Origin of the sequence: Rhodococcus sp. AD45-ID (assembly GCF_003023755.1) — a bacterium.
GTDB classification, from domain to species: domain Bacteria; phylum Actinomycetota; class Actinomycetes; order Mycobacteriales; family Mycobacteriaceae; genus Rhodococcus_F; species Rhodococcus_F globerula.
Genome location: NZ_PYHL01000003.1, coordinates 1,017,666 through 1,039,946 on the forward strand (window position 1 = coordinate 1,017,666; position 22,281 = coordinate 1,039,946).

Below are 22,281 nucleotides of genomic sequence, written 5' to 3' on the forward strand. Positions count from 1 at the left end.
TACGGGCGAAGCGTGCGAGCAAGCCAGGCGCGAGTGCGCACGATCCAAGTGCATAACCGAATTGTGCTTGGTGCCACGTAAGGAGTTGTCGTCGGGTCGCATTCCGGGCGCGGGCGCTAGGCTTGTGCCTTATGGATCCAGACTCGCTCGTTCGCCGATATCTGCTGCTGGGACTAGGTTTCGATCGACTCGAGGAAGGGTTTGTCGACGCGTTCACCGGCGATCCGGCACTCCGTCAGCAAGTTGAAAATGCAACGAAGCCCGATCCGGGCGTACTCGCCCGCACCGCTCGAGAGCTTCGCGCCGAGTTGCCGGCAAGTGGTCTGAACGCCGACCGGGCTCACTTCATCGACGTTCACCTACGGGCTCTCGAATGCTCCGGCCGCAAGTTCGCGGGCGAGGAGATCGGGTTTGTCGACGAAGTCGAGGCCTACTTCGACGTGCGAATTTCGAAGGGAAACGAAGACGCATACGGCGATGCTCACCGCCTGATGGGTGAGGTGCTACCAGGCCCGGGAACGCTGGTGGAGCGCGTGCAGGCACATCGCAAGGCCGACGAGATTCCGGCTGCGAAACTGGCCGAGTGCGTCGACGCGATGTCCAGTGCCCTGCGTGATCTGGTGCGTGGCACGTTCCCGCTGCCGGCGTCGGAAACCGTCGAATACGAAGTGGTGGGGGACAAGCCGTGGTCCGGGTTCAACTACTACCTCGGTGACTATCGCTCCAAAGTTGCGATCAATTCCGATCTCCCGCAGTTCATGGCGAATCTGCCGAGACTGATTGCCCACGAGTCGTATCCGGGCCATCACACCGAACATTGCCGCAAGGAAGCCGGATTGGTGGGTGCCGGGCAACTCGAGCAGACGCTCTTCCTGGTGAACACGCCGCAGTGCCTCATGGCAGAGGGCCTGGCGGATTTGGCACTCGAAGCGATAGTCGGCCACGACTGGGGACTATGGGCGCAGGAGATCTACGCGGATCTGGGGCTGGCATTCGACGGAGAGAAGGCCCAGCAACTGTCGGCGGCATCGGGCCAGCTGATCAGTGTGCGGCAGGACGCTGCGCTGATGCTGCACGACGAGGGACGCAGCCACGACGACGTTGCCGGATTCCTCGAGCGGTGGTCACTGTCGACGCCGGAGCGGGCACGGCAATCGCTGCGATTCCTGTCCTCCCCGTTGTGGCGGGCGTACACCAGCACGTACGTCGAGGGATACCGGTTGCTCGGTGGGTGGCTCGATCAGGCTGCAACGCCAGCCGACCGCACAGACCGATTCCGGCGTCTGTTGGACGAGCCGCTGGTGCCGAGCTCACTGCGTTCGGCACCGGGTGGAGACACGTCGGGTGACCTTCGTAGACTGGACACATTCGATCCCGCATCCACCTTGGAGATTCCTCGATGACCGCTGTGCCTGGCTCCGACGTCAACTCTGCACCACTCGCCGAACTCGACCCCGAGGTCGCCGAAGCTATGGCGGGTGAATTGGCTCGTCAGCGCGACACTCTCGAGATGATCGCGTCGGAGAACTTCGTCCCCCGCTCGGTTCTGCAGGCTCAGGGCAGCGTCCTGACCAACAAGTACGCCGAAGGCTACCCGGGACGCCGTTACTACGGTGGCTGCGAGAACGTCGACATCATCGAGGACCTCGCCCGTAACCGTGCCAAGGAACTCTTCGGCGCCGAGTTCGCCAACGTGCAGCCGCACTCGGGCGCACAGGCCAACGCTGCCGTTCTGATGGCTCTGATGAACCCGGGTGAGAAGCTGCTCGGCCTCGACCTCGCTCACGGTGGTCACCTCACGCACGGCATGAAGCTCAACTTCTCCGGCAAGTTGTACGACGTCGCGTCCTACGGCGTGAGCAAGGAAGATCACCGCATCGACATGGACGAGGTGCGTTCCATCGCCCTCGCCGAGAAGCCCAAGGTCATCGTCGCCGGTTGGTCCGCGTACCCGCGTCAGCAGGACTTCGCAGCCTTCCGTGCCATCGCCGACGAGGTCGGTGCGTACCTGTGGGTCGACATGGCGCACTTCGCCGGTCTGGTTGCCGCTGGTCTGCACCCGTCGCCCGTCCCGTACGCCGACGTCGTGTCCTCCACCGTCCACAAGACCCTCGGTGGCCCGCGCTCCGGCCTGATCCTGGCGAAGAAGGAATGGGCCAAGAAGCTCAACTCCGCAGTCTTCCCCGGCCAGCAGGGTGGACCGCTCATGCACGCCATCGCAGCCAAGGCCGTCACCTTCAAGATCGCTGCCGGTGAAGAGTTCAAGGACCGTCAGGTGCGTACCCTCTCCGGTGCACGCATCCTCGCCGAGCGTCTCGGCAACAAGGACGTCGCAGATCAGGGCATCAGCGTTCTGACCGGTGGAACCGACGTCCACCTCGTTCTCGTGGACCTGCGCAACTCCAAGCTCGACGGCCAGCAGGGTGAGGATCTTCTGCACGAGGTCGGCATCACCGTCAACCGCAACGCAGTTCCGTTCGATCCCCGCCCGCCGATGACCACGTCAGGTCTGCGTATCGGTACCGCAGCCTTGGCTACTCGCGGATTCGGCGACGCCGAGTTCACCGAGGTCGCCGACATCATCGGCACCGCCCTCGCCGGCGATGCCGATCTGGTTGCCCTGCGCGCCCGCGTTGCCAAGCTCGCTCTCGACGTTCCGTTGTACGACGGACTCGAGGACTGGGGCTTGCTCAGCAAGAACGTCTAAGCAGTAGTTCCCGACAGCCCGGTACCCGTTGTGGTGCCGGGCTGTCGGCGTCCTTACGGCGCCTACGATGGGCCAATGGCTCAGTCTCGGACAGTTGCATTGGCACTCGGTTCCGGTGGCGCGCGAGGCTACGCCCACATCGGTGTCATCCAGGTGCTCGAGGAACGTGGCTACTCGATAGTCGGGGTGGCAGGTTCGTCGATGGGCGCGTTGATCGGCGGCTTGTACGCAGCTGGGAAACTCGATGAATTCACCGAGTGGGCGACGACGCTGAAGGCCCGCGATGTTGTTCGGTTGCTCGACGTATCGATGTCGGCACCCGGGGCGATCCACGCGGAGAAGGTGCTCGGGCGGGTTCGAGAGATCCTGGGCGAAACGTGCATCGAAGACATGCGCATCCCGTTCACCGCCGTGGCCACCGACCTGGCGGCGGGTAGGTCTGTGTGGTTTCAGCACGGGCCGGTCGACGCCGCGATTCGTGCGTCCATCGCTATTCCCGGAGTCATCACTCCCTTGGTTCTCAACGGCCGGGTGCTGGTGGACGGCGGCATCCTCGATCCGCTTCCCGTCGCGCCGACGCTCTCGATTCGTGCAGACCTGACGATCGGTGTCAGCTTGGGCGCGGAGGCCCGTGAGAATCGAACGCCTGCTCGGGTGGGTACGGAGCCACGGCCTGTCGACGAGTGGGTCGGCCGATTCAGGCGGGGCACCGCCCAGTTTCTCGATCGGGAGACAGTGAAGTCTGTGGTGTCTCGATTCGGTGGTCACTCGACGGGCCTGGGTCTTGAAGAGGTGGGCCTGGACGAGGTGAGTGTGGACGAGGTGAGTGTGGACGAGGTGAGCCTGGACGAGGGAGTCGTCGATACGGGTCGTGATATCGCTCCGAAGATCGGGCGTTTGGAGATCATGGGTCGTTCACTCGAGGTCGTGCAGTCCGCGCTGGCCAGGTACCAGCTCGCCGTGTATCCACCGGACATTCTTATCCAGGTACCCCGCAAATCGGCCAGGAGTCTCGACTTTGCGCGGGCTACCGAGATGATCGCGATCGGTCGGGCTTTGACCGAGTCGGCGCTCGATGCCGAGGATTTCTGAGCTCACGCGTCGATAGTGCGGACGGCGTCGACAAGCACCTCTGTGGCGGTAAATGACACGAGTGGCATTTTGTAACCTGGCGTTCACGCATTGTGTGTCGGAATTCGTGGCGGGATGGCCCGAAGCACAGTACCGTCGGCAGTATCGAGTAGCGCAGAAGTTACTTGTGCGGGAGGTTCTGATCGTGACTGAAACATTCAGTGCGAGGGGGCCGGCGCCCGGCCCTCGTGTCACCTGACACAAGAGCCGACCGGTCCAGCGAGAACTAGTTTGTGCGGCGTAGCGCAGACCTAGGAGCCCACCGTGACTGCATCACGCTCCGTTTCTGCCCACTCGGTTCCGGGCAGTATTTCAGCCGGTAATTCAGCCGGGAGTCATTCGGTAGATGCACTTCGCACGTATGTCTTGGATACGTCGGTCTTACTGTCCGATCCGTGGGCCGTCACCAGATTCGCCGAGCACAATGTGGTTCTGCCCCTTGTTGTGGTCAGTGAACTCGAAGGCAAGCGACATCATCACGAACTGGGATGGTTTGCGCGAGAAGCACTCCGCATGCTCGACGACCTCCGGATCGAATACGGCCGGCTCGACCGTCCGGTGCCGATCGGTAGCGAGAACGGTACCTTGCAAGTCGAACTCAATCACACTGATCCCGCAGTACTCCCCGTCGGATTCCGCACGGACAGTAATGATTCGAGGATACTTGCCTGCGCGCTCAATCTTGCGGCCGAAGGCAAAGATGTAGTCCTGGTCAGCAAAGACATTCCGCTCCGAGTCAAAGCGGGCGCCGTGGGGCTTCCCGCCGACGAGTACCACGCGCACGACGTCGTTCCCTCCGGGTGGACCGGTATGACTGAGTGTGATGTCGCGTCGACGGACATCGACGAACTGTTCTCCGAGGGCTTTCTCGATCTCGAGGAGGGGCGAGATCTGCCGTGTCACACCGGGGTTCGGCTGCTCGGCGGTTCGTCCAGTGCGTTGGGGAGGGTGACACCGGACAAACGGATTCAGCTTGTCCGCGGTGAGCGTGAGGCATTCGGTCTGCACGGCCGCAGCGCCGAGCAGCGGATTGCACTGGAATTGCTGATGGACGAAAGCATCGGAATCGTCTCTCTCGGCGGCAAAGCGGGTACCGGAAAGTCGGCGCTGGCCTTGACCGCGGGACTCGAAGCGGTGCTCGAGCGTCGAAGCCAACGCAAGGTGGTGGTCTTCCGGCCACTGTATGCCGTTGGCGGACAGGAACTCGGATATCTCCCGGGCAGCGAGAGTGAGAAGATGGGCCCGTGGGCTCAGGCCGTCTTCGACACACTCGACGGGTTGGCGTCACCCGAAGTTCTCGAAGAGGTCCAAGCTCGGGGGATGTTGGAAGTCTTGCCGCTCACTCACATTCGTGGACGTTCTCTGCACGATTCGTTCGTGATCGTCGACGAGGCGCAGTCCCTCGAACGAAATGTGTTGCTGACGGTGCTTTCTCGACTCGGAACCGGATCGCGAGTGGTGTTGACGCATGACGTCGCGCAGCGTGACAACCTGCGAGTCGGCCGCCACGACGGTGTTGCCGCCGTGATCGAAAAGCTGAAGGGGCATCCACTGTTTGCGCATATCACGCTCACTCGAAGCGAGCGTTCGCCGATCGCCGAGTTGGTTACCGAAATGTTGGAGGAGTTCGGACCGACTCCCTGAGAATAGTTCTCCCCGTGCGGCATTCTTGCCGCACGGGGAGTGGCTCAGTTCTCCAGCGGTCCCAATTCCGCGTTGAGGACTTCCTGGACAACGCGCATAGCAGCGAGTCCGGCCGGGGCGCCGCAGTATGCGCTGGCATGTATCACTGTTTCGACGATCTCGGTGCGCGTCAAGCCATTTCGCAATGCGCCGCGGACGTGGCCTTTCAGTTCGTTCTCCGCCCGCAGGGCGATCAGCATTCCCAGATTGATCAGGCTGCGACTGCGTCGATCGAGGCCGGGACGCGTCCACACAGATCCCCACACATTGGCCGTCACGAAGTTCTGCAATTCTTCGCTGTCGGTTCCGCGGGTGCGCTCGAACGCTGCGTCGACAAAATCGGCACCCATGACTTCTGTGCGCACGGCCAGTCCGGCGTCGAAGGAATCGGATGTGTTGTATTCGGTCATCGGGCGAGTGCTCTCTTCCGGCAGGTGTTGTCAGGCCGGAGCCAGCCTACTGCGAGAGCCGATACCCAACACCGCCTGCCCGATCGCGGTCACCACACCCCACGCAACGTCGCGCAGCGAGAAGTAGTCCCGCCACACGGCGATCTTGCCGTCGCGTAATTCGAAAGTTCCACACACCCAGAACTCGATGCGCAGTGGTCCGACGGTCAGGATGTCGGTGCGTTCGGTGAGGACGGTGAACTCGTTGCCGATGATGTGATGCATGTCGGCCTCGAACTTGAGTGACGGCTTCGTGACCATTCGAAGCGCCCGGACCACGGCATTTCTCCCGCGCAACGTCGGCAGCGAGACGTTCTGCCAGATGATGTCCTCGGTCATCAACTCGGCGGCGCCGTCCACATCGAAATCGGTGAGGGCGCGGAACATCTTTCGAACTGTGGTGACCGAATCAGTGTTCATCGAAACCCCTGTTCATCACGAGCCTGTGTTCATCACGAGCCTGTGTTCATTCGGTGCTCTGACAAATGTGCCCAAACCGTCGCTGTCGAAGTATTCCAAGGTTAGCGAGTTTCCGTCGAATATGGCTCGGGATGGTTCTGTTCGATCGACTATCTGGGAGATCCCGTGAGGTCAGCTACCGAATCCGGTGAACTCGAGTGATCCCAGGGATCCTGTGGTGGGTTGTTCGGGTGTGATCGGGGCCTCGGCGACATTGACGGTAACGACAAGGGTCAGGTCGGGATTGACGCCGTTGGTGGCGTTGAGGGTGAACGTGTAAGAGCCTGTAGCGGCGGGTGTTCCGGACAGTGTTCCGTTAGTGAAAACCATGCCGGTGGGCAGTTTTGCCGGGTCGATCACTGTGATGGTGGGGGCAGGGTTACCGGTGACGGTGAATTCACGGGTAAGTGCTGTTCCGGCAACAGCATCGAGCGTCACGGGTCCGGCATCGGTGAACATCGGGGCGGCGGGTGCTGCTGCGACGATGAGGGTGGCGTTGAGCGTTGCCGGATTTCCGACGCCGTTGGTGGCGCTGACCGTGAAGGGGAACGATCCTTCGGTGGTGGGTGTTCCGGTCAGAGCCCCAGTTTCACTGAGCGTGAGTCCGGCCGGGAGTCCGGTGGCGGTGACAACGGGGGTGGGGTTTCCGGTGGTGGTGAACGCGTGGGAGATTGCTGTTCCGGCAATACCGTTTACGGTGACGGGGCCCGCATCGGTGAACGCAGAAGCGGTTGCAGTTTTCAATGCCAATGAACGGTTGCCGCCGCCGGCGATGGCGGTGTAGCCGGTACCGGTCGGGGCGGGAAGCTGCCCACCACCGCTGCTTCCCCATTCTGCGATGGTGCCGTCGGCAGTCAAAGCCAGTGAATGGAAGTCGCCGCCACCGATGGCGGTGTAGCCGTTGCCCCTTGGGACGGTGCCTAACCCGTTGCCACTTTGTCCCCAGGTTGTGATCGTGCCGTCGGCGGTCAACGCCAACCCATGGAAACCTCCTGAAGCAATAGTGGTGTAGCCGTTACCGGTCGGAGTGTTGGTCTGACCTTCGTAGTTGTATCCCCAGCCGACGATGGCGCCGTCGGCGGTCAACGCCAACGAATGAAGGCTGCCGGCTGCGATGGCTTTATAGCCGTTGCCAGGAAGCGTGTTGGCCTGTTTCCAGTAGTTGTAACCCCAGCCCACGACGGTGCCGTCGGCGGTCAACGCCAACGAATGGTAACCGCCGGCCGCGATGGCTTTGTAGCCGTTACCAACTGGGATGTTAGCGAGTTGCCCGAGGCTGCTGGCTCCCCAAGCCACGATGGTGCCGTCGGCGGTTAACGCCACTGAATGAAAGGCGCCGACGGCGATGGCTTTGTAGCCGCTGCCGGCCGGGATGTTGTCGAGTTGACCGTCATTGTTGTTCCCCCACCCCACGATGGAGCCGTCGGCGGTCAACGCCAACGAATGGGAGTAGCCGGCCGCGATGGCGGTGTAACCGCCTCCCGCCGGGAAGTTGTCGAGCTGCCCGTTGTCGTTGTTTCCCCCTACCCCGTAGCCCCAACCTGTGATTGTGCCGGGATCGGTGACCGGCACACCTTCCGCCGCGGCAGTGGTCGCAGCGGCGAGGGCGAGTGCTCCAGCGGCAATGAGAGCGGTGAGCCCTCGCAGTCGTCTGCCCCGGTGAGGTCTGTGACGGTGATCGAGTGGTGCCATCGTGGTGTGCCTTTCCTGGCGGATTCCGCCGGGAGGGCGGTGCGGCCACGGTTAGTGACCACGCAGTGACGATAGCGGGCGGGGAGGCACAAAACGCCCATTTTTGCTGGCCATTTTAGGCCAGAGGGCATTGATGGCCGAAAATGGCCTTCTTGTGCCGAGCTGTGAACAGCGCGCCACACGCGGCCCAAGGCAAGCATTTGAATCAGTGCGAATTGAATGTGCCGGTGCGGAATTAGCCCGCGGTGATCCGTTGTTGAGGCATGCAGCAGTCGCGGAGTGTCGCGACACTCGACGAAGGAGCACAAGAATATGCGCATCGGAATTATCGGAGCTGGTCAGATCGGTGGAACGCTTACCCGCAGGCTGACCGCGCTTGGTCACGACGTGCGCGTCTCGAACTCTCGGACGCCCGACACTCTGGCAGACCTCGAGGCGGAAACCGGTGCAAAAGCGGTACTGAACACCGAAGCCGCCGAAGGTGCAGACCTGGTGATCGTGAGCATCCCGCAGAAGAACGTCGTGGACCTTCCCGCCGGCATTCTCGCGGGCGCTGCCGACGGCGCTCCGGTGATCGAGACCAACAACTACTACCCGCAGCAGCGAGACGGATTGATCGCCGCAATCGAAGACGGTCAGGCAGAAAGCGATTGGGTGCAAGAGCACCTCGGAGTTCCGGTCTTCAAGGCATTCAACGGAATCTGGTGGAAGCACCTGCTCGAGAAGGGTCTACCGGAAGGGTCGAGCGGCCGCATCGCGCTCCCCATCGCCGGTGACGACGAGCTGAAGAAGCAGGTTGTCTTCGACCTGATCAATCAGCTCGGCTTCGACCCCGTCGACGCGGGCACCATCGAAGACTCCTGGCGCCAGCAGCCGGGAACTCCGGTCTACGGCAAGGATTTTGGTCGCGACGCTACGTTGAAGGCGCTGGCGGAGGCAACTCCCGAGCGCACGGACGAGTGGCGAGCTGTCGCGGAGTGACTGACTGACCTGTGCCTCGCGGCGGTTCCCGAATGCGGAACCGCCGCGGGGCCGGTGGGTTAGTCCTTGACCTTCGCCATCGCGAGCACGTCGAGGCGCTTGTCGAGCTCGGCTTCGCTGAGCTTGTCCGGAACCAGTCCGCGCTCGAGCACAACCTGCCGAATCGTCTTTTTCTCCTTCAATGCTTGCTTGGCAACGGACGCGGCTTCCTCGTATCCGATAGCCGAGTTGAGTGGCGTCACGATGGACGGCGAGGACTCGGCGAGAGTCTTGAGGTGTTCCTCATGCGCAACCAAACCGCTGACGCACTTGTCCGCGAACAACCGAGAAACGTTGGCCAGCAACGTGAATGACTCGAGTAGATTACGTGCCATCATCGGGATGTAGACGTTGAGTTCGAAAGCGCCGGCAGCGCCGCCCCACGCGATGGCCGCGTCGTTTCCGATCACCTGTGCGGCTACCTGCGTAACAGCCTCCGGCAGAACCGGATTGACCTTGCCCGGCATGATCGAGCTACCCGGCTGCAAGTCGGGGAGCGCTATCTCGCCGAGGCCCGTCAACGGTCCCGAACCCATCCAGCGAATATCGTTGGCGATCTTCGTCAGTGAGACCGCGATGGTGCGCAGGGCGCCTGACGCTTCCACCAGTCCGTCACGGGCAGCCTGCGCCTCGAAGCTGTTCTTTGCCGGGGCCAATGCGTCGACGCCTGTCGACTTGACCAGTTCTGCAACAACTTTGGGCCCGAATCCGTCCGGCGCGTTGAGTCCGGTACCTACTGCGGTGCCGCCGATCGGTAGTTCGCCGAGTCGGGGGAGCGTTGCCTTGATTCGTTCGATGCCTGCCTCGATCTGGCGGGCGTAACCGCCGAACTCCTGGCCGAGGGTCACCGGAACTGCGTCCATCAGGTGGGTGCGTCCGGACTTGACGACGGACTTCCACTCCGCGGACTTCGCGGCGAGTGCAGCGTGCAAATGCTCCAGAGCAGGAACAAGATCCGTGACGGCGGCTTCCGTCGCTGCGACGTGCGTGGCCGTCGGGAAGGTGTCGTTGGAGGACTGTGACATGTTGACGTGATCGTTCGGATGCACATCCACGTCGTTGGCCTGTGAGATCGACGCGATGACCTCGTTGGCGTTCATGTTGGAACTGGTGCCGGAACCGGTCTGAAAGACATCGATGGGGAACTGATCGTCGTGCTTGCCGTCGGCGATTTCATTGGCTGCCGAGATGATGGCATCGGCCTTGTCCGCGTCGAGCAGGCCAAGATCTTTGTTGACCTGCGCACACGCGGCTTTGAGAAGGCCCATCGCACGAATCTGGGTGCGCTCGAGAGGTCGGCCGCTGATCGGGAAATTCTCGACTGCGCGTTGGGTTTGCGCTCGCCACAGTGCGTCGATGGGCACCCGAACTTCACCCATGGTGTCGTGTTCGATCCGGAACTGCTGTTCGTTGCTTTCCGTCATGGTTCCAGAGTAGGGGCCTTCGGCCCCTGTGCGCCTTTTTGGTAGCGGTGACTACCAGAAAGGCGCACAGGGCGGAGCCTGTCAGAACGTCGGCGGAACCGCGCCCTCTTCGCCGTCGAAGTCCACCGAGCTGTACTCGCGGAGCTTCTCGAGGCGGTGGTACGCGTCGATCATGCGGACGGTGCCGGACTTGCTGCGCATCACGATGGACTGCGTACTGGCGCCGCCGCCGTAGTAGCGGACACCGCGCAGCAGGTCACCGTCGGTGACACCCGTCGCGCAGAAGAAAACGTTCTCGCCCGAGACCAGATCTTCGGTGGTCAGGATGCGATCGAGATCGTGACCGGCGTCGATGGCCTTCTGACGCTCTTCGTCGTCGGTGGGAGCCAGCTTGCCCTGCAACGATCCGCCCATGCAGCGCATGGCCGCAGCGGCGATGATGCCCTCAGGGGTGCCGCCGATGCCGACGAGCATGTCGGTGCCGGACTCCGGACGCGCTGCGGCGATAGCGCCGGCAACGTCACCGTCGGAGATCAGGCGGATCCGAGCGCCCGTGTCGCGAACGTCCTGGATCAGCTGGTTGTGGCGAGGACGGTCCAGGATGCAGATCGTGATGTCGGAGACCGACGCCTTCTTGACCTTGGCGACGCGCTTGATGTTCTCGGCGATCGGCGCGCTGATGTCGATGACATCTGCAGCGTCCGGTCCGACAGCGATCTTCTCCATGTAGAACACAGCAGACGGATCGAACATCGCGCCGCGCTCGGCAACAGCCAACACCGAGATGGCGTTGGGCATGCCCTTGGACATCAGCGTGGTTCCGTCAACCGGATCGACAGCGAAGTCGCAGTCCGGGCCGTCGCCGTTGCCGACCTCTTCGCCGTTGAACAGCATCGGCGCTTCGTCCTTCTCGCCTTCGCCGATCACAACGATGCCGCGCATGGACACCGAAGAAACGAGCTGACGCATCGCGTCGACGGCAGCTCCGTCGCCGCCTTCCTTGTCGCCGCGTCCTACCCAGCGACCTGCAGCCATCGCGCCGGCTTCGGTGACTCGGACCAATTCGAGAGCAAGGTTACGGTCCGGGGTCTCACGATGAATGCTGCTGGCCGTCATGTGCGGTGCCTCCTGGCGCGGTCGCGGTCGACGGGGTGTGTCGACGCAAGTGGTTTCTACAGGCGTGATTGTCCCAGATGGGAGCCACTGTGTGCGCTGCTGGGTCAGGGGCGTGGTGATTTGTCACGCTTAGGGGTACCGGGAATCGTTACAAGCGGCCGGTACCTGGATACTGGGAGTGTGGCATCGAAGAAACCCCGCATTCTCGAAGACAACAAAGACATGGTCTGGTCTCTCGTACCGCTGGTGCTGTTTTGCATCATCATCGCGGGCATCGCCAGCCAGTGCACGTTCAGCCCCGGAGGCCCCACCCAGGGGCCGATCCCGAGCGTCGACATCGACGCAGCGCTGAACTACGACGCCAAGGAACTGGGTTTCCCGATCCGCAAGCCTGAAGTTCCCGAGGGCTGGACTCCGAACTCGGGCAGTCGGAAAGTGATCACCGGCGACGGCGGCGGCGATTCCAGCACTGTGGGATTCATCACGACCAACGGTAGCTACATTCAGCTGACGCAGAGCAATGCCGAAGAATTCCCCCTGGTGTCCTACGTAGCAGGCGGACAGCGTTTCGCGACGGGTGTCGAGGACATCGACGGCCATACCTGGAACGTCTTCGGCGGCGAGGGCGTCGAATCGATCTGGGTTACCGACGTCGACGGAGTTCGTCTCCTGATCACCGGCGCCGCTCCGGCCGAGGACTTCACGACCTTGGCGCGCAACGCCGGCCAGGCCGAGCCGATCGTTCCCTAGACCAGCCGGTCTACTCGTCCGACGGGGACAGCCTCTACTCGTCCGACGCGGACAGCCTCTACTCGTCCGACCCGGACAGTGCCGTCTCCACACGAGCCCTAGCGCCCGCCAGGTGCTCCTCACAGCGCTTGGCGAGCGCTTCGCCACGCTCCCACAGGGCCAACGAGGCGTCGAGGTCCAGGCCGCCCTGCTCGAGGATCTTCACGACGCCCACCAGTTCGTCGCGGGCAGCTTCGTACCCGAGTTCGCTGATGTCGACGTCTGCGGGGTTGTTCTCGGCGTTGCTCATTTTTCTCTTCCCATTACTGCGGCGCGAACAGCGCCGTCTGCAAGTCGAACTCGTATCTGAGTGCCGGGCGGCGCATCCTCGACCGAGCGCAGCACTTCCGGATCTCCGTCGGCGATGATGCGCTGCACCACGGCATAGCCCCGGGCCAGTGTGGCTGCCGGACCAAGAGTTGTCAGGCGTGCCCGCAAGTGCTCGACGGTTCGTGATTCGGAGTCGATCAGCCTGGTGACATCACGTCGGCCTGCGGCTTGCAGTCGTTCGATTTCCTCGGCCCGACGGTCGATGGCCAGTAGCGGCGACGCCATCACGGGGCGGGTGCGCAGTTGCTCGATGAGGTGCGATTCGCGCTTGACCCAGCTGCGTAGCGCTGCGGCACTGCGATCACGGAGTTCGGAGACCAGCGCTGCTTCCGCAACGGCATCGGGAACTACCCGCTTGGCAGCATCGGTAGGGGTGGCGGCGCGAAGGTCGGCGACGTGGTCGCTCAACGGACTGTCGGGTTCGTGGCCGATTGCGCTGACGACAGGCGTCGTACAGGCGACGATGGCCCGGCACAACGCTTCGTCGGAGAACGGAAGCAGATCTTCGACGCTTCCGCCGCCGCGCGCGAGGATGATGACATCGACTTCGGGGTTCGCGTCGAGATCCTTCAGGGCTTCGATGATCTGAGGCACGGCTGTCGGACCTTGAACTGCGGTGTTGCGCACTGCAATTGCGACAGCGGGCCAGCGACGATGGGCGACGGACACGACGTCCTTCTCGGCAGCACTGGCTCGTCCGGTGATCAGCCCGATTGTCCCGGGCAGGAACGGCAACGGACGCTTGAGCCGGGGATCGAACAGCCCCTCGGCGGCAAGCAGTGCGCGTAGTCGTTCGATGCGCGCGAGCAGTTCACCGATGCCGACGGCCCGGATCTCGGTTACGCGCAGCGAGACGGTGCCGCGTCCGGTGTAGAACGAGAGCTTCCCGAACATCACTACCCGAGAACCTTCCGTCAACGGGACGGGAGAGTTGTGCAGTAGTTGCGGTGAGCACGTCACGGACAACGACATGTCAGCTGACGGATCACGAAGAACCAGAAACGCCGTCCGGGTGCCGGGGCGCGCATTGATCTGGGTGATCTGGCCCTCGACCCAAATGCTGCCGAGACGGTCGATCCATCCTGCGACCTTGGCCGAGACGGTACGAACCGGCCACGGTTGTTCGGGGGAGCTGGCACCCGAACCTGTCGGGCGTTGCTGTGCGGGCGGACGCTGGGCGGAAGTCACTTTGCCTTGGCTGTGGTGATGCGGTTGGTCAACATGGTGACGTACGGCGCGCGCGAACGAGTTGCGTTCTCGTAGTCGAGCAGCGTCGTCAGGTTCTCGACGCTCAACGACTTGATGCGGGCACGCAGCTCCGCGAGCGTGAGGTTGGCGTAGTCCAGTTCGGCAACAATGGGCGGTTCCGACGCCGCAGTGTTATCGGTATCACTGTCGAGATCAGCCTCCGCGTCCGGTTGGGGCGCGGTATCAGCTGTGGGATCGACCGAGTAGAGAGCGAACCGTCCGGCGTTGGTCGGGCTCTCCCGAGTCTTCGGCGACGACGGCTTCACGTCCTCGTCGAAAACGGCCCACTCCGGCTGCTCGTCGTCGCCGGACCAGCTGAGCAGCGCAAACGCCTGATCGCCCTTGATTGCGAGCGACGTGATGGACTGCTGTAGCCGCATGCTCGTCTGGAGCATCTGACTGACGGCGGTCATGGGCAGGGCGACTGCGGTTTCCGGAAGCTTCTTGGCTTCTTCCAACGCGGTGACGGCGAGTCCTGCAGCCACACGTGCCACGAACGGGGGTCGAATCATTCCAACAGCTTGCCGTAAAGCACCGACAATCGGTAGCCGACTCGGCGCTAGCGCGGAGGTAGACCTTCGCCGAAGTGTTGCACAAGGAAGCTGCCAGTAGGCTGGTGCCATGTCTTCGGCTGTTCCTCTCAATCTCGGTATCGCGCACTCCGCGGATTCGGCGTCCATTCGCAAGGGCACAGGCAAGCGGGTACTTCTCGCTGAGCCACGCGGCTACTGCGCCGGCGTCGACCGGGCGGTGGAGACCGTCGAAAAGGCGCTGGAAAAGCATGGCGCGCCCATCTACGTGCGCAAGGAAATTGTTCACAACCGTCACGTCGTCGAGACGTTGGAAGATCAGGGAGTGATCTTCGTCGACGAAACCGACGAGGTTCCCGAGGGTTCCCTTCTGGTCTTCTCCGCGCACGGCGTCTCACCGGCCGTCCACGAATCGGCTGCCGAACGCAATCTGCGCACCATCGACGCGACGTGCCCACTGGTCACCAAGGTGCACCAGGAAGCAAAGCGGTTTGCACGAGACGACTACGACATCCTGCTCATCGGCCACGAAGGCCATGAGGAAGTCGAAGGCACCGCAGGTGAGGCACCCAACCACGTCACGATCGTCGACGGCCCCGACTCTGTGGATGCGGTCACTGTCCGCGACGAGAACAAAGTGATCTGGCTGTCGCAGACCACGTTGAGCGTCGACGAGACGATGCAGACTGTCGCTCGTCTGCGAGATCGCTTCCCGAATCTGCAGGATCCGCCGTCCGACGACATTTGCTACGCGACGCAGAACCGTCAGGTCGCGGTCAAGGCCATGGCGCCCGAATGCGATCTGGTGATCGTGGTCGGCTCGCGCAACTCCTCGAACTCGGTTCGGTTGGTCGAGGTCGCACTCGGTGCGGGCGCCCGGGCTTCGTACCTGGTCGACTATGCCCGTGAAGTTGATCTGAGCTGGCTCGAGGGCGTCGAGACGGTCGGAATCACGTCCGGCGCTTCCGTCCCGGAGGTGCTGGTTCGCGGAGTGATCGACCTGCTGGCAGATCATGGTTTCAAGGATGTGCAGTCGGTGACCACAGCCAACGAGACGCTGGTGTTTGCGCTCCCGCGCGAGCTGCGAGCAGCTCGCACCTAGTATTCGCTACGAAAAACCCCGAACCAGCACACACAGGTTCGGGGTTTTTCGTTTGGTACAAGTGCGTCAGGTCGGCGTTTCGTCGCGGTCGCGGTAACGCACGCGCGGAGCCGGGTAGGCCGGCAGGTCCGCGCCCGCTGGGCGCCGACGCGGGGGGAGCGGCACGTCGTCGGCCCCACCTGAGGCAAAGAACGGTTCCATGCGTTCTTCGGAGGGTCGACCGGCTTCAGTGGTACGACGCTCTCCATACGACGGGTACTCGCGGCGCTCGTACGAAGGGGAGTCGCTCCGCTCGCTGACCGGTTGGTTGCGTCGCGGCGGTTGGTAGCGATCGTGGTCTGGTTGGTAGCGATCGTGGTCGACGGGAGTGGAGCTACGACGCGGTGGTGTGCGATCAGGCGCGGCAGCCGGGCGGTACGACGGCCGCTCGTTGTAGACGGGACGTTCGCTGTACGCCGGGCGCTCGACGTCGCGTCGCCGGGGTTGCGGCGGGATCAGGTCGGTTGCCTCTGCGGCATCCGGTCGGCTCGGCTCCGGCCGACGGCGACGACGTTGCGCAGAATCGTCGCCCGTACTACGTGAGCTCTTGGCCGGCGGCGTGTCGCGCCGGGTTCGGGTGGATCGAACCGGACCCGTCGGACGCTGCTGCAGCAGGAAGTAACGCAGGCAGCCGATAATCAGGACCACGATGCTGGTAGCCAGCATGACGGGGAAGCGGTCTACCAGCGGGTATGCGATGTTGATGGCAATGTCGCGGAGTGAAGTGCTGTTTTCCTTGCCGATCAGGGTCTGAGCAACCGGTACCGCGACCAGAAGCAGGAGCGGGGGCTGCGCCATTGCTGTGAACAGTGACTTGTTTGCGGCGGCAACCACGGCGAACAGGCAACCGAGGAAGTAGAACGTCGAGAAGACGGAGGTCAGCTCGCCGCCACCGCCGGATGCATCGATCAGGACACCGATCGAAGTGACTCCGGCAGCGAGCAGAATGACTCCCCACCAGGGCAGGCCGGGGACTGTGACGACCAGAGATCGTTTGTCCAGCGGTACCCCGGAGCGAGCACGTTGGGTTGCAGACACACATTGACATTAGCCGCTTTCTCGGTGTGAGCAGTGTTTGTGCCGGTCGTGGCTTCGGGTTTATCTGTCGGTGGGGTCCTCTACCGTCACTGGAATGAAGATCCTGCACACGTCCGATTGGCACATAGGTCGCACTTTCCATGGTGTGGACTTGTTGGCCGATCAGGCGAGTGTGTTGAACACCATTGCGGCTCTGGTCCGTGAGCATGGCGTGGACGTCGTGGTTGTTCCGGGGGATATCTACGATCGCTCGATTCCCAGTTCCGACGCGGTCACGGTGTGCAATCGAGGGTTCGAGGCCATACGTGATGCCGGGGCGATCATCGTCGCCACGTCCGGCAATCATGATTCGGCCGTGCGCTTGGGTGCCGGTGCGTCGTTTGCCGCGGCCGGCGGGCTGCATCTGATCACCCGGGTCGGTCAGGTCGATTCACCGGTTGTGGTCGAGGACGAGTTCGGTCCCGTGGTGTTCTACGGAATCCCGTACCTCGAACCGGAGATCACGAGAGTCGAGTTGGATGTTCCTCGTGCGCGTAGCCACTCGGACGTTCTCGGGGCGGCTATGGCCCGGGTGCGGGCAGACCTGACGGGTCGGCAAGAGAGTGACCCGAAAACGCGGTCGGTGCTTTTGGCACATGCCTTTGTAGTCGGCGGCGAGGCGACGGGTGAGGAGCGTTCCATTTCTGTGGGTGGTGTCGAGACGGTGTCGGCAGCGGAGTTCGACGGTGTCGATTACGTCGCGCTGGGGCATCTCCATTCGCCGCAGATGTTGTCGGAGCGGGTCTGGTATTCAGGTTCGCCGTTGCCGTACTCGTTCGGTGAGCGCAGCCATAGGAAAGCGGCGTTGTTGGTTGAACTCGACGGCAGCGGCCTCGTCTCGACGTCGCGTCTCGATCTTCCGATTGTTCGGGGATTGCGACAGTTGACGGGCACCCTCGAGGTGTTGCTGAACTCGTCGGATCACGACGATGCCGAGGATTGTTACGTCTCGGCGCTGCTTACCGATCCGGTTCGCCCGATCGATGCGATGCGCGCGTTGCACACGAGGTTCCCGTTTGCCGTCCATCTCGAATGGCAGCGGCCAGAAGGTAATTCGGAACTCAAATACCGCGACGCAGTGCGTGGTCGAGACGATATCGAAATCGCCCGGGGGTTTGTTTCCGCGGTCCGCAGCGAGCCTACCGAGGGCGAAATCTCTCTGATGGAAGCTGCACTCGGTTCGGCTGATCGAGCCGACGAAGCCACAGCTGAACTGGGCGTGAGCGCGTGAGACTTCATACGCTCGAGGTCAGGGCCTTCGGCCCGTTCGCTGACACCGTCACGGTCGATTTCGACAGGCTGGGGGCCGACGGACTTTTCCTGTTGCACGGTGATACCGGCGCGGGCAAAACCACTGTCCTCGACGCCGTGGCCTTTGCGTTGTACGGCCGCGTGCCCGGTGCTCGAAACGAGGGCAAGCGGTTGCTGTCCGATCATGCTCCGGTCGGGTCCGTACCGCAGGTGACGCTCGAAGCGACCATCAGCGGTCGACGCCTCAAACTTGTTCGTAGTCCCGAGTTTTCGCGTCCGAAAAAACGTGGATCCGGTTCGATCGTCGAGAACGCCAAGGCAACTCTGACGTGGCTCGACGGCCGCGGCGAGAACCTCTCGCGAATTCCGGATATCGGCGACGAGATCAACCGACTGATGGGAATGAGCGCCGATCAGTTCTTCCAGGTTGTTCTGCTCCCACAAGGGGAGTTCGCCAAATTCCTTCGCGCCGAGAACGAGGAGCGCGGCAAGCTGCTCGAGCGACTGTTCGACACCAAGAAATTTGTGTCGGTCGAGGCGTGGTTCGACGAGAAGAAGAAAGCCAGTGCCAGCGCTCTCGCCGACAAAGAGCAGGCCGTGCAGGTCTTACTTGCGCGCGTCGAGACTGCGGCGGGTTTGGAAGTGGGAGCGGAAGCGCATCCGCTCGAATGGTCGCGCAAGTTGCTCGCGGAGGCGCAAGACGGCCGCGATCTGGCAAACGAAGTACTCGAGAAGTCCAAAGCTGCTGCAGCGGAGGCAAACCGAATTCTCGGAGTTGCCGAGCGTACTGCGGATTTGGTGCGTCGTCGAGACCGTGCGCGCGCAGAGATCATTGCACTGGACGAGGGGTCGGCAGACCTGGCGGTCATTGCAGACGAGTTGGCTACAGCCACACGGGCGCAACCGGTTTCGGTAATCTCTCAGGATTCGGATTCGGCGCAGCGGGCAATGGCGTCGGCACTCGCACAGGCTGAGAAGGCGGTGACGCTCTACTCCGAGCACGGCGGTCCCGACATCTTCGGTGGGGGAGGGTGGCCGGCGCGAGACGGTGAACGCGGCGAGGTCTTGGCCCAGGTCCGAGACTGGCGAGACGAGATCGTGCGACTGGATTCGGTGGCCGAGCAGGCGCGGATCGCGGATGCGGCGGAGTCGGAGATCGGCACACTGTCGGCGCGGCACGCCAAGATGATCGCCCGCACCGAGGATATCGCCCGCCAGCGCGCGCAGCTGCCGGAACAATTGAGCTCTGCCGCATCGGAACTCGCCGATGCGCAGCGCTGCGAAGCGACGTTGCCGGGCCTTCGAGCTGCCTATGCAGCGGCGGCAGACAGTGCTTCGGCTGCGCGCGACATCGTTGGTGTGCGGGCAAGGGCCGAGGCAATGCGCGCCACAGTGCTTGATGCGCGGGACGCCCATCAAGCGGCGCGTGGTCGCTGGCTTGATCGCGTGCAAACGCGTATCGAGGGAATGGCGGCGGAACTGGCCGGTTCACTGAAACCGGGTGACGCGTGCCAGGTGTGTGGTTCTCCGGAGCATCCCGCACTTGCGCAGCCCGGAACCGACACCGTGACCGAGGTGGACGTGGAGAAAGCCGCAGTTCTCGAACGCGCCGCAGAAGGTGCTTTGACGGTCGTTCTCGAGCAGGAGAGCGCTCTGGCGTTGGAGATCGAGCGTTTGATCGCCCGCGGCGGCGATGGTGATGTCACGGAACTCGAGGCAGTGCGAGAGCGGGCACAAGCGGCGCTCGAGAGTGCAACATCCATGGCGCGTCGGGCAGCCGATTTGGCTGCAAAGGCAGCGGAACTCAGCGGCCGCGACAACACACTCGAGCAGGAGTCCTCAGCGTTGGCCACGGAAGCGGCCACAGTCATCGAGCGTATCTCGGCTCTGACGCTGCGAGCGCAGGAGATTCGCGCCGCGATTGTCTCTGCAGCGGGCGAGGATTCGAGCATCTCCGCCAGGCGGGCCCGGTTCGAGACCTGGGCAAACGCAGCTGTGACGGCTTCGGAAGCCCGCGACGACGCGGCCAGAGCGCAGGCTCGAGCTGCCGAGTTGTCGGCCAAACTGGTTGATGCAGCACTCTCCGCTGGTTTCGAGTCGGCTCCGGCCGCGCTGGCAGCTGTTCGGACGCCGGCACGCATCGCGGCTCTAGAGGCTGAGGTTGCCCGGGCACGTGATCGCAGAGTAGCCGCGAGGTCAGTTCTCGACGACCCAGATGTTGCTGCAACGGCTGATGTTGCGACTGTGGACGTGGATGGACCAGCACTGGTGTCGCGTGAATGCGCGGCGGCGGTCAACGAGGCTGTGGCAGCGGCGTCCTTGGCCGAGAATCGGGTTTCGGACCTCGAGCGGCTCAACGGCCAACTCGAGAAAGCCTACGAGGCAATCGCGCCGCAGCGTGCGCGCCACGACGAGTTGGCGGCGCTGGCAGACGTGATCGCGGGCAAGGGGCAGAACAACCGCAAGATGTCATTGCGGTCGTATGTGTTGGCGTCGCGACTCGAGGAAGTTGCACTGTCCGCGTCGGTTCGGTTGCGTCGAATGTCCGGTGGACGATACGAATTCGTTCACAGTGACGAAGCCGGATCCCGTGGTCGCCGCGGTGGGCTCGGGCTTGATATCCGTGACGATTTCACGGGCGTCGTGCGGTCGGCAAAAACGCTGTCGGGCGGTGAGTCCTTCTTGGCGTCACTGTCTTTGGCATTGGGGCTTGCCGATGTTGTCGCGGCTGAATCCGGTGGCGTTGTGCTGGACACCATGTTCATCGACGAGGGATTCGGGACGCTCGATGCAGACACACTCGACTCGGTGATGGGTGTGCTGGACGAACTTCGCGACGGTGGACGTGTTGTCGGGATAGTCAGTCACGTCGACGAAATGCGACAGCGAATCCCGAGTCGCCTGCACGTCATTCGGGGACGTGCAGGCTCCTCGGTAGAACTGATTGCCGGCTGATCAGGCCTTCTGGTCTCCGGCGGTGTTTGCACCGTTCTCGGACTGCTCGACCAGGTCGGCCGCGTCGCCCTTCGGCATAGGTTCGTTGTCGGTGGCGCGTTCGTCGATCTGCTCGCCGATGTAGCGGATGACGACGGCGGCGACAGCGGCCACGGGGACTGCGAGGAATGCGCCGATGATGCCGTAGAGGGAGCTACCCGCCGCGACGGCGAGAAGCACGATAACGGCATGGAGCTTCATCGACTTGCTTTGCAGGACAGGCTGAAGGACGTTTCCTTCGATTTGCTGCACCAGCAGGATGATGATCAACACGATGATCGCCGTGGTCAGGCCGTTGGCTACCAACGCAACCAGCACCGCAAGGGCGCCGGCAACAAATGCGCCCACAATCGGAATGAAGCCGCCGATGAAGGTGAGAATCGCGAGCACGGGTGCCAGAGGGACGCCGAGGATCAACAGTCCGGCGCCGATGAACACTGCGTCGATCAGACTCACCAGAGCCTGGGTGCGGATGAACCCACCAAGGGTGTCCCACATGCGCGTCAGAACTTCTTCGAGGTGCCGTCCGGCCTTTCCGCCGCCCACCGCGTGGAGCCACGGGATGAATCGCGGGCCGTCCTTGATGAAGAAGAACGACAGGACCAGAACGAGGCCCAGGGTGACGAGAAGGGAACCAGCGGTACTCACGCCACTGAAAACGCCTGAGGCGATAGCGGTTCCACTTTCCTGGACCTTGGCGACAACTGAATGGATGGCGTTGTCGATCTGATCGTCTTGCAAGTTCAGCGGCGGTCCTTGGAGCCAGTCCTGAACTTGGTTGATGCCCTCGGTTGTCTTGTTCGCGAGTTCAGGGGCCTGCCCGACTACTGACGGGATGATCCCGGCGATCACACCGGCGAGCACTCCGATCGACAGCAGCAGGGTGATGCCGGCAGCGGCTGCCGGCGGTAATCCGCGTTTGACCATTTCGCGAGTTGGCGGCCACATGACAGTCGCAAGGACAATCGCCAGAGCCACGGGCAGCACGATTACCCACAGCTTTTCGACGAGCCAGCCGAAAATCAATGCGCCGATCGAAATGGATGCCAAGACCAATGACCATTTGGCGAGCCACAGGCCGCCCTGTCCGATGATCTCGCCGCGGTCGCGTGTACGCGCGGGAGCCGGCCCAGCTACCTCGTTGCCTTGCTCGCTCACTGATCGTCCTTTCGGTCGGCGTGGGGTTCTCCCCGCCGATGTAATTGACGTGGTTCCGCTTGCCTGATCGTAACGCTGTCCG

19 protein-coding genes are annotated in these 22,281 nt (G+C 62.9%); 9 read left to right on the plus strand and 10 right to left on the minus strand.

What is annotated here, in order from left to right:
• The first annotated feature begins 131 nt into the window (after nucleotides 1-131).
• The 4 genes from C7T36_RS28940 (at nucleotide 132) to C7T36_RS28955 (ending at nucleotide 5,482) form a co-directional block, all read left to right on the plus strand.
• A complete protein-coding gene (locus tag C7T36_RS28940) occupies nucleotides 132-1,403 on the plus strand; it encodes a hypothetical protein (RefSeq protein WP_045069373.1) in 1,272 nt (423 codons plus the stop codon).
• On the plus strand, nucleotides 1,400-2,707 hold the full coding sequence (gene glyA, locus C7T36_RS28945) for a serine hydroxymethyltransferase (RefSeq protein ID WP_045069374.1): 1,308 nt from the start codon (nucleotides 1,400-1,402) through the stop codon (nucleotides 2,705-2,707). Before C7T36_RS28940 ends, glyA begins: the two co-directional genes overlap by 4 nt.
• A gap of 75 nt (nucleotides 2,708-2,782) precedes the next feature.
• Nucleotides 2,783-3,799 (plus strand): patatin-like phospholipase family protein, encoded by a 1,017-nt coding sequence (locus C7T36_RS28950; RefSeq protein WP_045069377.1) that lies wholly within the window; start codon nucleotides 2,783-2,785, stop codon nucleotides 3,797-3,799.
• A 303-nt stretch (nucleotides 3,800-4,102) separates the two neighbouring features.
• The gene (locus C7T36_RS28955) at nucleotides 4,103-5,482 is read left to right on the plus strand and encodes a PhoH family protein (RefSeq protein WP_033234507.1); all 1,380 of its coding nucleotides are present in this window, start codon (nucleotides 4,103-4,105) and stop codon (nucleotides 5,480-5,482) included.
• A gap of 44 nt (nucleotides 5,483-5,526) precedes the next feature.
• On the opposite strand, the gene C7T36_RS28960 is transcribed toward C7T36_RS28955, so the two are convergent.
• From C7T36_RS28960 to C7T36_RS28970, 3 genes are all read right to left on the minus strand, one after another.
• Nucleotides 5,527-5,931 (minus strand): carboxymuconolactone decarboxylase family protein, encoded by a 405-nt coding sequence (locus tag C7T36_RS28960; protein ID WP_033234506.1) that lies wholly within the window; start codon nucleotides 5,929-5,931, stop codon nucleotides 5,527-5,529.
• 30 nt (nucleotides 5,932-5,961) lie between these two features.
• Entirely contained in the window at nucleotides 5,962-6,390 is a 429-nt protein-coding gene (locus C7T36_RS28965; RefSeq protein WP_045069380.1) for a limonene-1,2-epoxide hydrolase family protein, read from the minus strand.
• Nucleotides 6,391-6,561: 171 nt separating this feature from the next.
• Complete coding sequence (locus C7T36_RS28970) at nucleotides 6,562-8,121, minus strand: putative Ig domain-containing protein (protein ID WP_052683599.1); 1,560 nt, start codon at nucleotides 8,119-8,121, stop codon at nucleotides 6,562-6,564.
• A 279-nt stretch (nucleotides 8,122-8,400) separates the two neighbouring features.
• Here C7T36_RS28970 and C7T36_RS28975 point away from each other — a divergent pair, with 279 nt between their 5' ends.
• Nucleotides 8,401-9,102 (plus strand): NADPH-dependent F420 reductase, encoded by a 702-nt coding sequence (locus C7T36_RS28975; RefSeq protein WP_258190641.1) that lies wholly within the window; start codon nucleotides 8,401-8,403, stop codon nucleotides 9,100-9,102.
• A gap of 59 nt (nucleotides 9,103-9,161) precedes the next feature.
• Here the strand turns inward: C7T36_RS28975 and C7T36_RS28980 are convergent, their stop codons facing one another.
• A complete protein-coding gene (locus C7T36_RS28980) occupies nucleotides 9,162-10,565 on the minus strand; it encodes a class II fumarate hydratase (protein WP_045069389.1) in 1,404 nt (467 codons plus the stop codon).
• Between the two features lie 81 nt (nucleotides 10,566-10,646).
• Complete coding sequence (glpX, locus tag C7T36_RS28985; RefSeq protein WP_033234502.1) at nucleotides 10,647-11,681, minus strand: class II fructose-bisphosphatase; 1,035 nt, start codon at nucleotides 11,679-11,681, stop codon at nucleotides 10,647-10,649.
• Nucleotides 11,682-11,861: 180 nt separating this feature from the next.
• Here glpX and C7T36_RS28990 point away from each other — a divergent pair, with 180 nt between their 5' ends.
• The gene (locus C7T36_RS28990) at nucleotides 11,862-12,431 is read left to right on the plus strand and encodes a DUF4245 domain-containing protein (protein ID WP_045069392.1); all 570 of its coding nucleotides are present in this window, start codon (nucleotides 11,862-11,864) and stop codon (nucleotides 12,429-12,431) included.
• Between the two features lie 58 nt (nucleotides 12,432-12,489).
• Here the strand turns inward: C7T36_RS28990 and C7T36_RS28995 are convergent, their stop codons facing one another.
• From C7T36_RS28995 to C7T36_RS29005, 3 genes are read right to left on the minus strand one after another with little or no spacing between them, the layout of a single operon-like run.
• Nucleotides 12,490-12,720: an exodeoxyribonuclease VII small subunit gene (locus tag C7T36_RS28995; RefSeq protein WP_033234500.1), complete on the minus strand. Its 231-nt coding sequence runs from the start codon at nucleotides 12,718-12,720 to the stop codon at nucleotides 12,490-12,492.
• Complete coding sequence (gene xseA / locus C7T36_RS29000) at nucleotides 12,717-13,988, minus strand: exodeoxyribonuclease VII large subunit (protein ID WP_045069395.1); 1,272 nt, start codon at nucleotides 13,986-13,988, stop codon at nucleotides 12,717-12,719. The genes C7T36_RS28995 and xseA overlap by 4 nt, the downstream gene beginning before the upstream one ends.
• Nucleotides 13,985-14,560, minus strand: a complete 576-nt coding sequence (locus tag C7T36_RS29005; protein ID WP_033234498.1) for a lipid droplet-associated protein — start codon at nucleotides 14,558-14,560, stop codon at nucleotides 13,985-13,987. Before C7T36_RS29005 ends, xseA begins: the two co-directional genes overlap by 4 nt.
• Nucleotides 14,561-14,669: 109 nt before the next feature.
• Here C7T36_RS29005 and C7T36_RS29010 point away from each other — a divergent pair, with 109 nt between their 5' ends.
• A complete protein-coding gene (locus tag C7T36_RS29010; RefSeq protein ID WP_033234497.1) occupies nucleotides 14,670-15,680 on the plus strand; it encodes a 4-hydroxy-3-methylbut-2-enyl diphosphate reductase in 1,011 nt (336 codons plus the stop codon).
• Between the two features lie 66 nt (nucleotides 15,681-15,746).
• Here the strand turns inward: C7T36_RS29010 and C7T36_RS29015 are convergent, their stop codons facing one another.
• On the minus strand, nucleotides 15,747-16,757 hold the full coding sequence (locus C7T36_RS29015; protein ID WP_045069398.1) for a DUF6542 domain-containing protein: 1,011 nt from the start codon (nucleotides 16,755-16,757) through the stop codon (nucleotides 15,747-15,749).
• Nucleotides 16,758-16,851: 94 nt separating this feature from the next.
• Between C7T36_RS29015 and C7T36_RS29020 the strand changes: the two genes are divergently transcribed.
• Nucleotides 16,852-18,027 carry an exonuclease SbcCD subunit D gene (locus tag C7T36_RS29020; RefSeq protein ID WP_045069401.1) on the plus strand — a complete coding sequence of 392 codons (1,176 nt, stop codon included), beginning with the start codon at nucleotides 16,852-16,854 and terminating at the stop codon, nucleotides 18,025-18,027.
• A complete protein-coding gene (locus tag C7T36_RS29025) occupies nucleotides 18,024-21,002 on the plus strand; it encodes an AAA family ATPase (protein ID WP_045069403.1) in 2,979 nt (992 codons plus the stop codon). Before C7T36_RS29020 ends, C7T36_RS29025 begins: the two co-directional genes overlap by 4 nt.
• Here the strand turns inward: C7T36_RS29025 and C7T36_RS29030 are convergent, their stop codons facing one another.
• The gene (locus C7T36_RS29030; protein WP_045069406.1) at nucleotides 21,003-22,199 is read right to left on the minus strand and encodes an AI-2E family transporter; all 1,197 of its coding nucleotides are present in this window, start codon (nucleotides 22,197-22,199) and stop codon (nucleotides 21,003-21,005) included. It lies immediately after the preceding gene.
• Nucleotides 22,200-22,281: the final 82 nt, after the last annotated feature.

What these genes read in the sequence shown, in the direction of transcription:
- C7T36_RS28940 (WP_045069373.1), top strand. Translation starts at nt 132, where the DNA reads ATGGATCCAGACTCGCTCGTTCGCCGATATCTGCTGCTGGGACTAGGT.
- glpX (WP_033234502.1), bottom strand. Translation starts at nt 11,681, where the DNA reads ATGACGGCCAGCAGCATTCATCGTGAGACCCCGGACCGTAACCTTGCT.
- C7T36_RS29005 (WP_033234498.1), bottom strand. Translation starts at nt 14,560, where the DNA reads ATGATTCGACCCCCGTTCGTGGCACGTGTGGCTGCAGGACTCGCCGTC.
- C7T36_RS28970 (WP_052683599.1), bottom strand. Translation starts at nt 8,121, where the DNA reads ATGGCACCACTCGATCACCGTCACAGACCTCACCGGGGCAGACGACTG.
- C7T36_RS28960 (WP_033234506.1), bottom strand. Translation starts at nt 5,931, where the DNA reads ATGACCGAATACAACACATCCGATTCCTTCGACGCCGGACTGGCCGTG.
- C7T36_RS29020 (WP_045069401.1), top strand. Translation starts at nt 16,852, where the DNA reads ATGAAGATCCTGCACACGTCCGATTGGCACATAGGTCGCACTTTCCAT.
- C7T36_RS28965 (WP_045069380.1), bottom strand. Translation starts at nt 6,390, where the DNA reads ATGAACACTGATTCGGTCACCACAGTTCGAAAGATGTTCCGCGCCCTC.
- C7T36_RS29010 (WP_033234497.1), top strand. Translation starts at nt 14,670, where the DNA reads ATGTCTTCGGCTGTTCCTCTCAATCTCGGTATCGCGCACTCCGCGGAT.
- C7T36_RS28980 (WP_045069389.1), bottom strand. Translation starts at nt 10,565, where the DNA reads ATGACGGAAAGCAACGAACAGCAGTTCCGGATCGAACACGACACCATG.
- glyA (WP_045069374.1), top strand. Translation starts at nt 1,400, where the DNA reads ATGACCGCTGTGCCTGGCTCCGACGTCAACTCTGCACCACTCGCCGAA.
- C7T36_RS28950 (WP_045069377.1), top strand. Translation starts at nt 2,783, where the DNA reads ATGGCTCAGTCTCGGACAGTTGCATTGGCACTCGGTTCCGGTGGCGCG.
- C7T36_RS28995 (WP_033234500.1), bottom strand. Translation starts at nt 12,720, where the DNA reads ATGAGCAACGCCGAGAACAACCCCGCAGACGTCGACATCAGCGAACTC.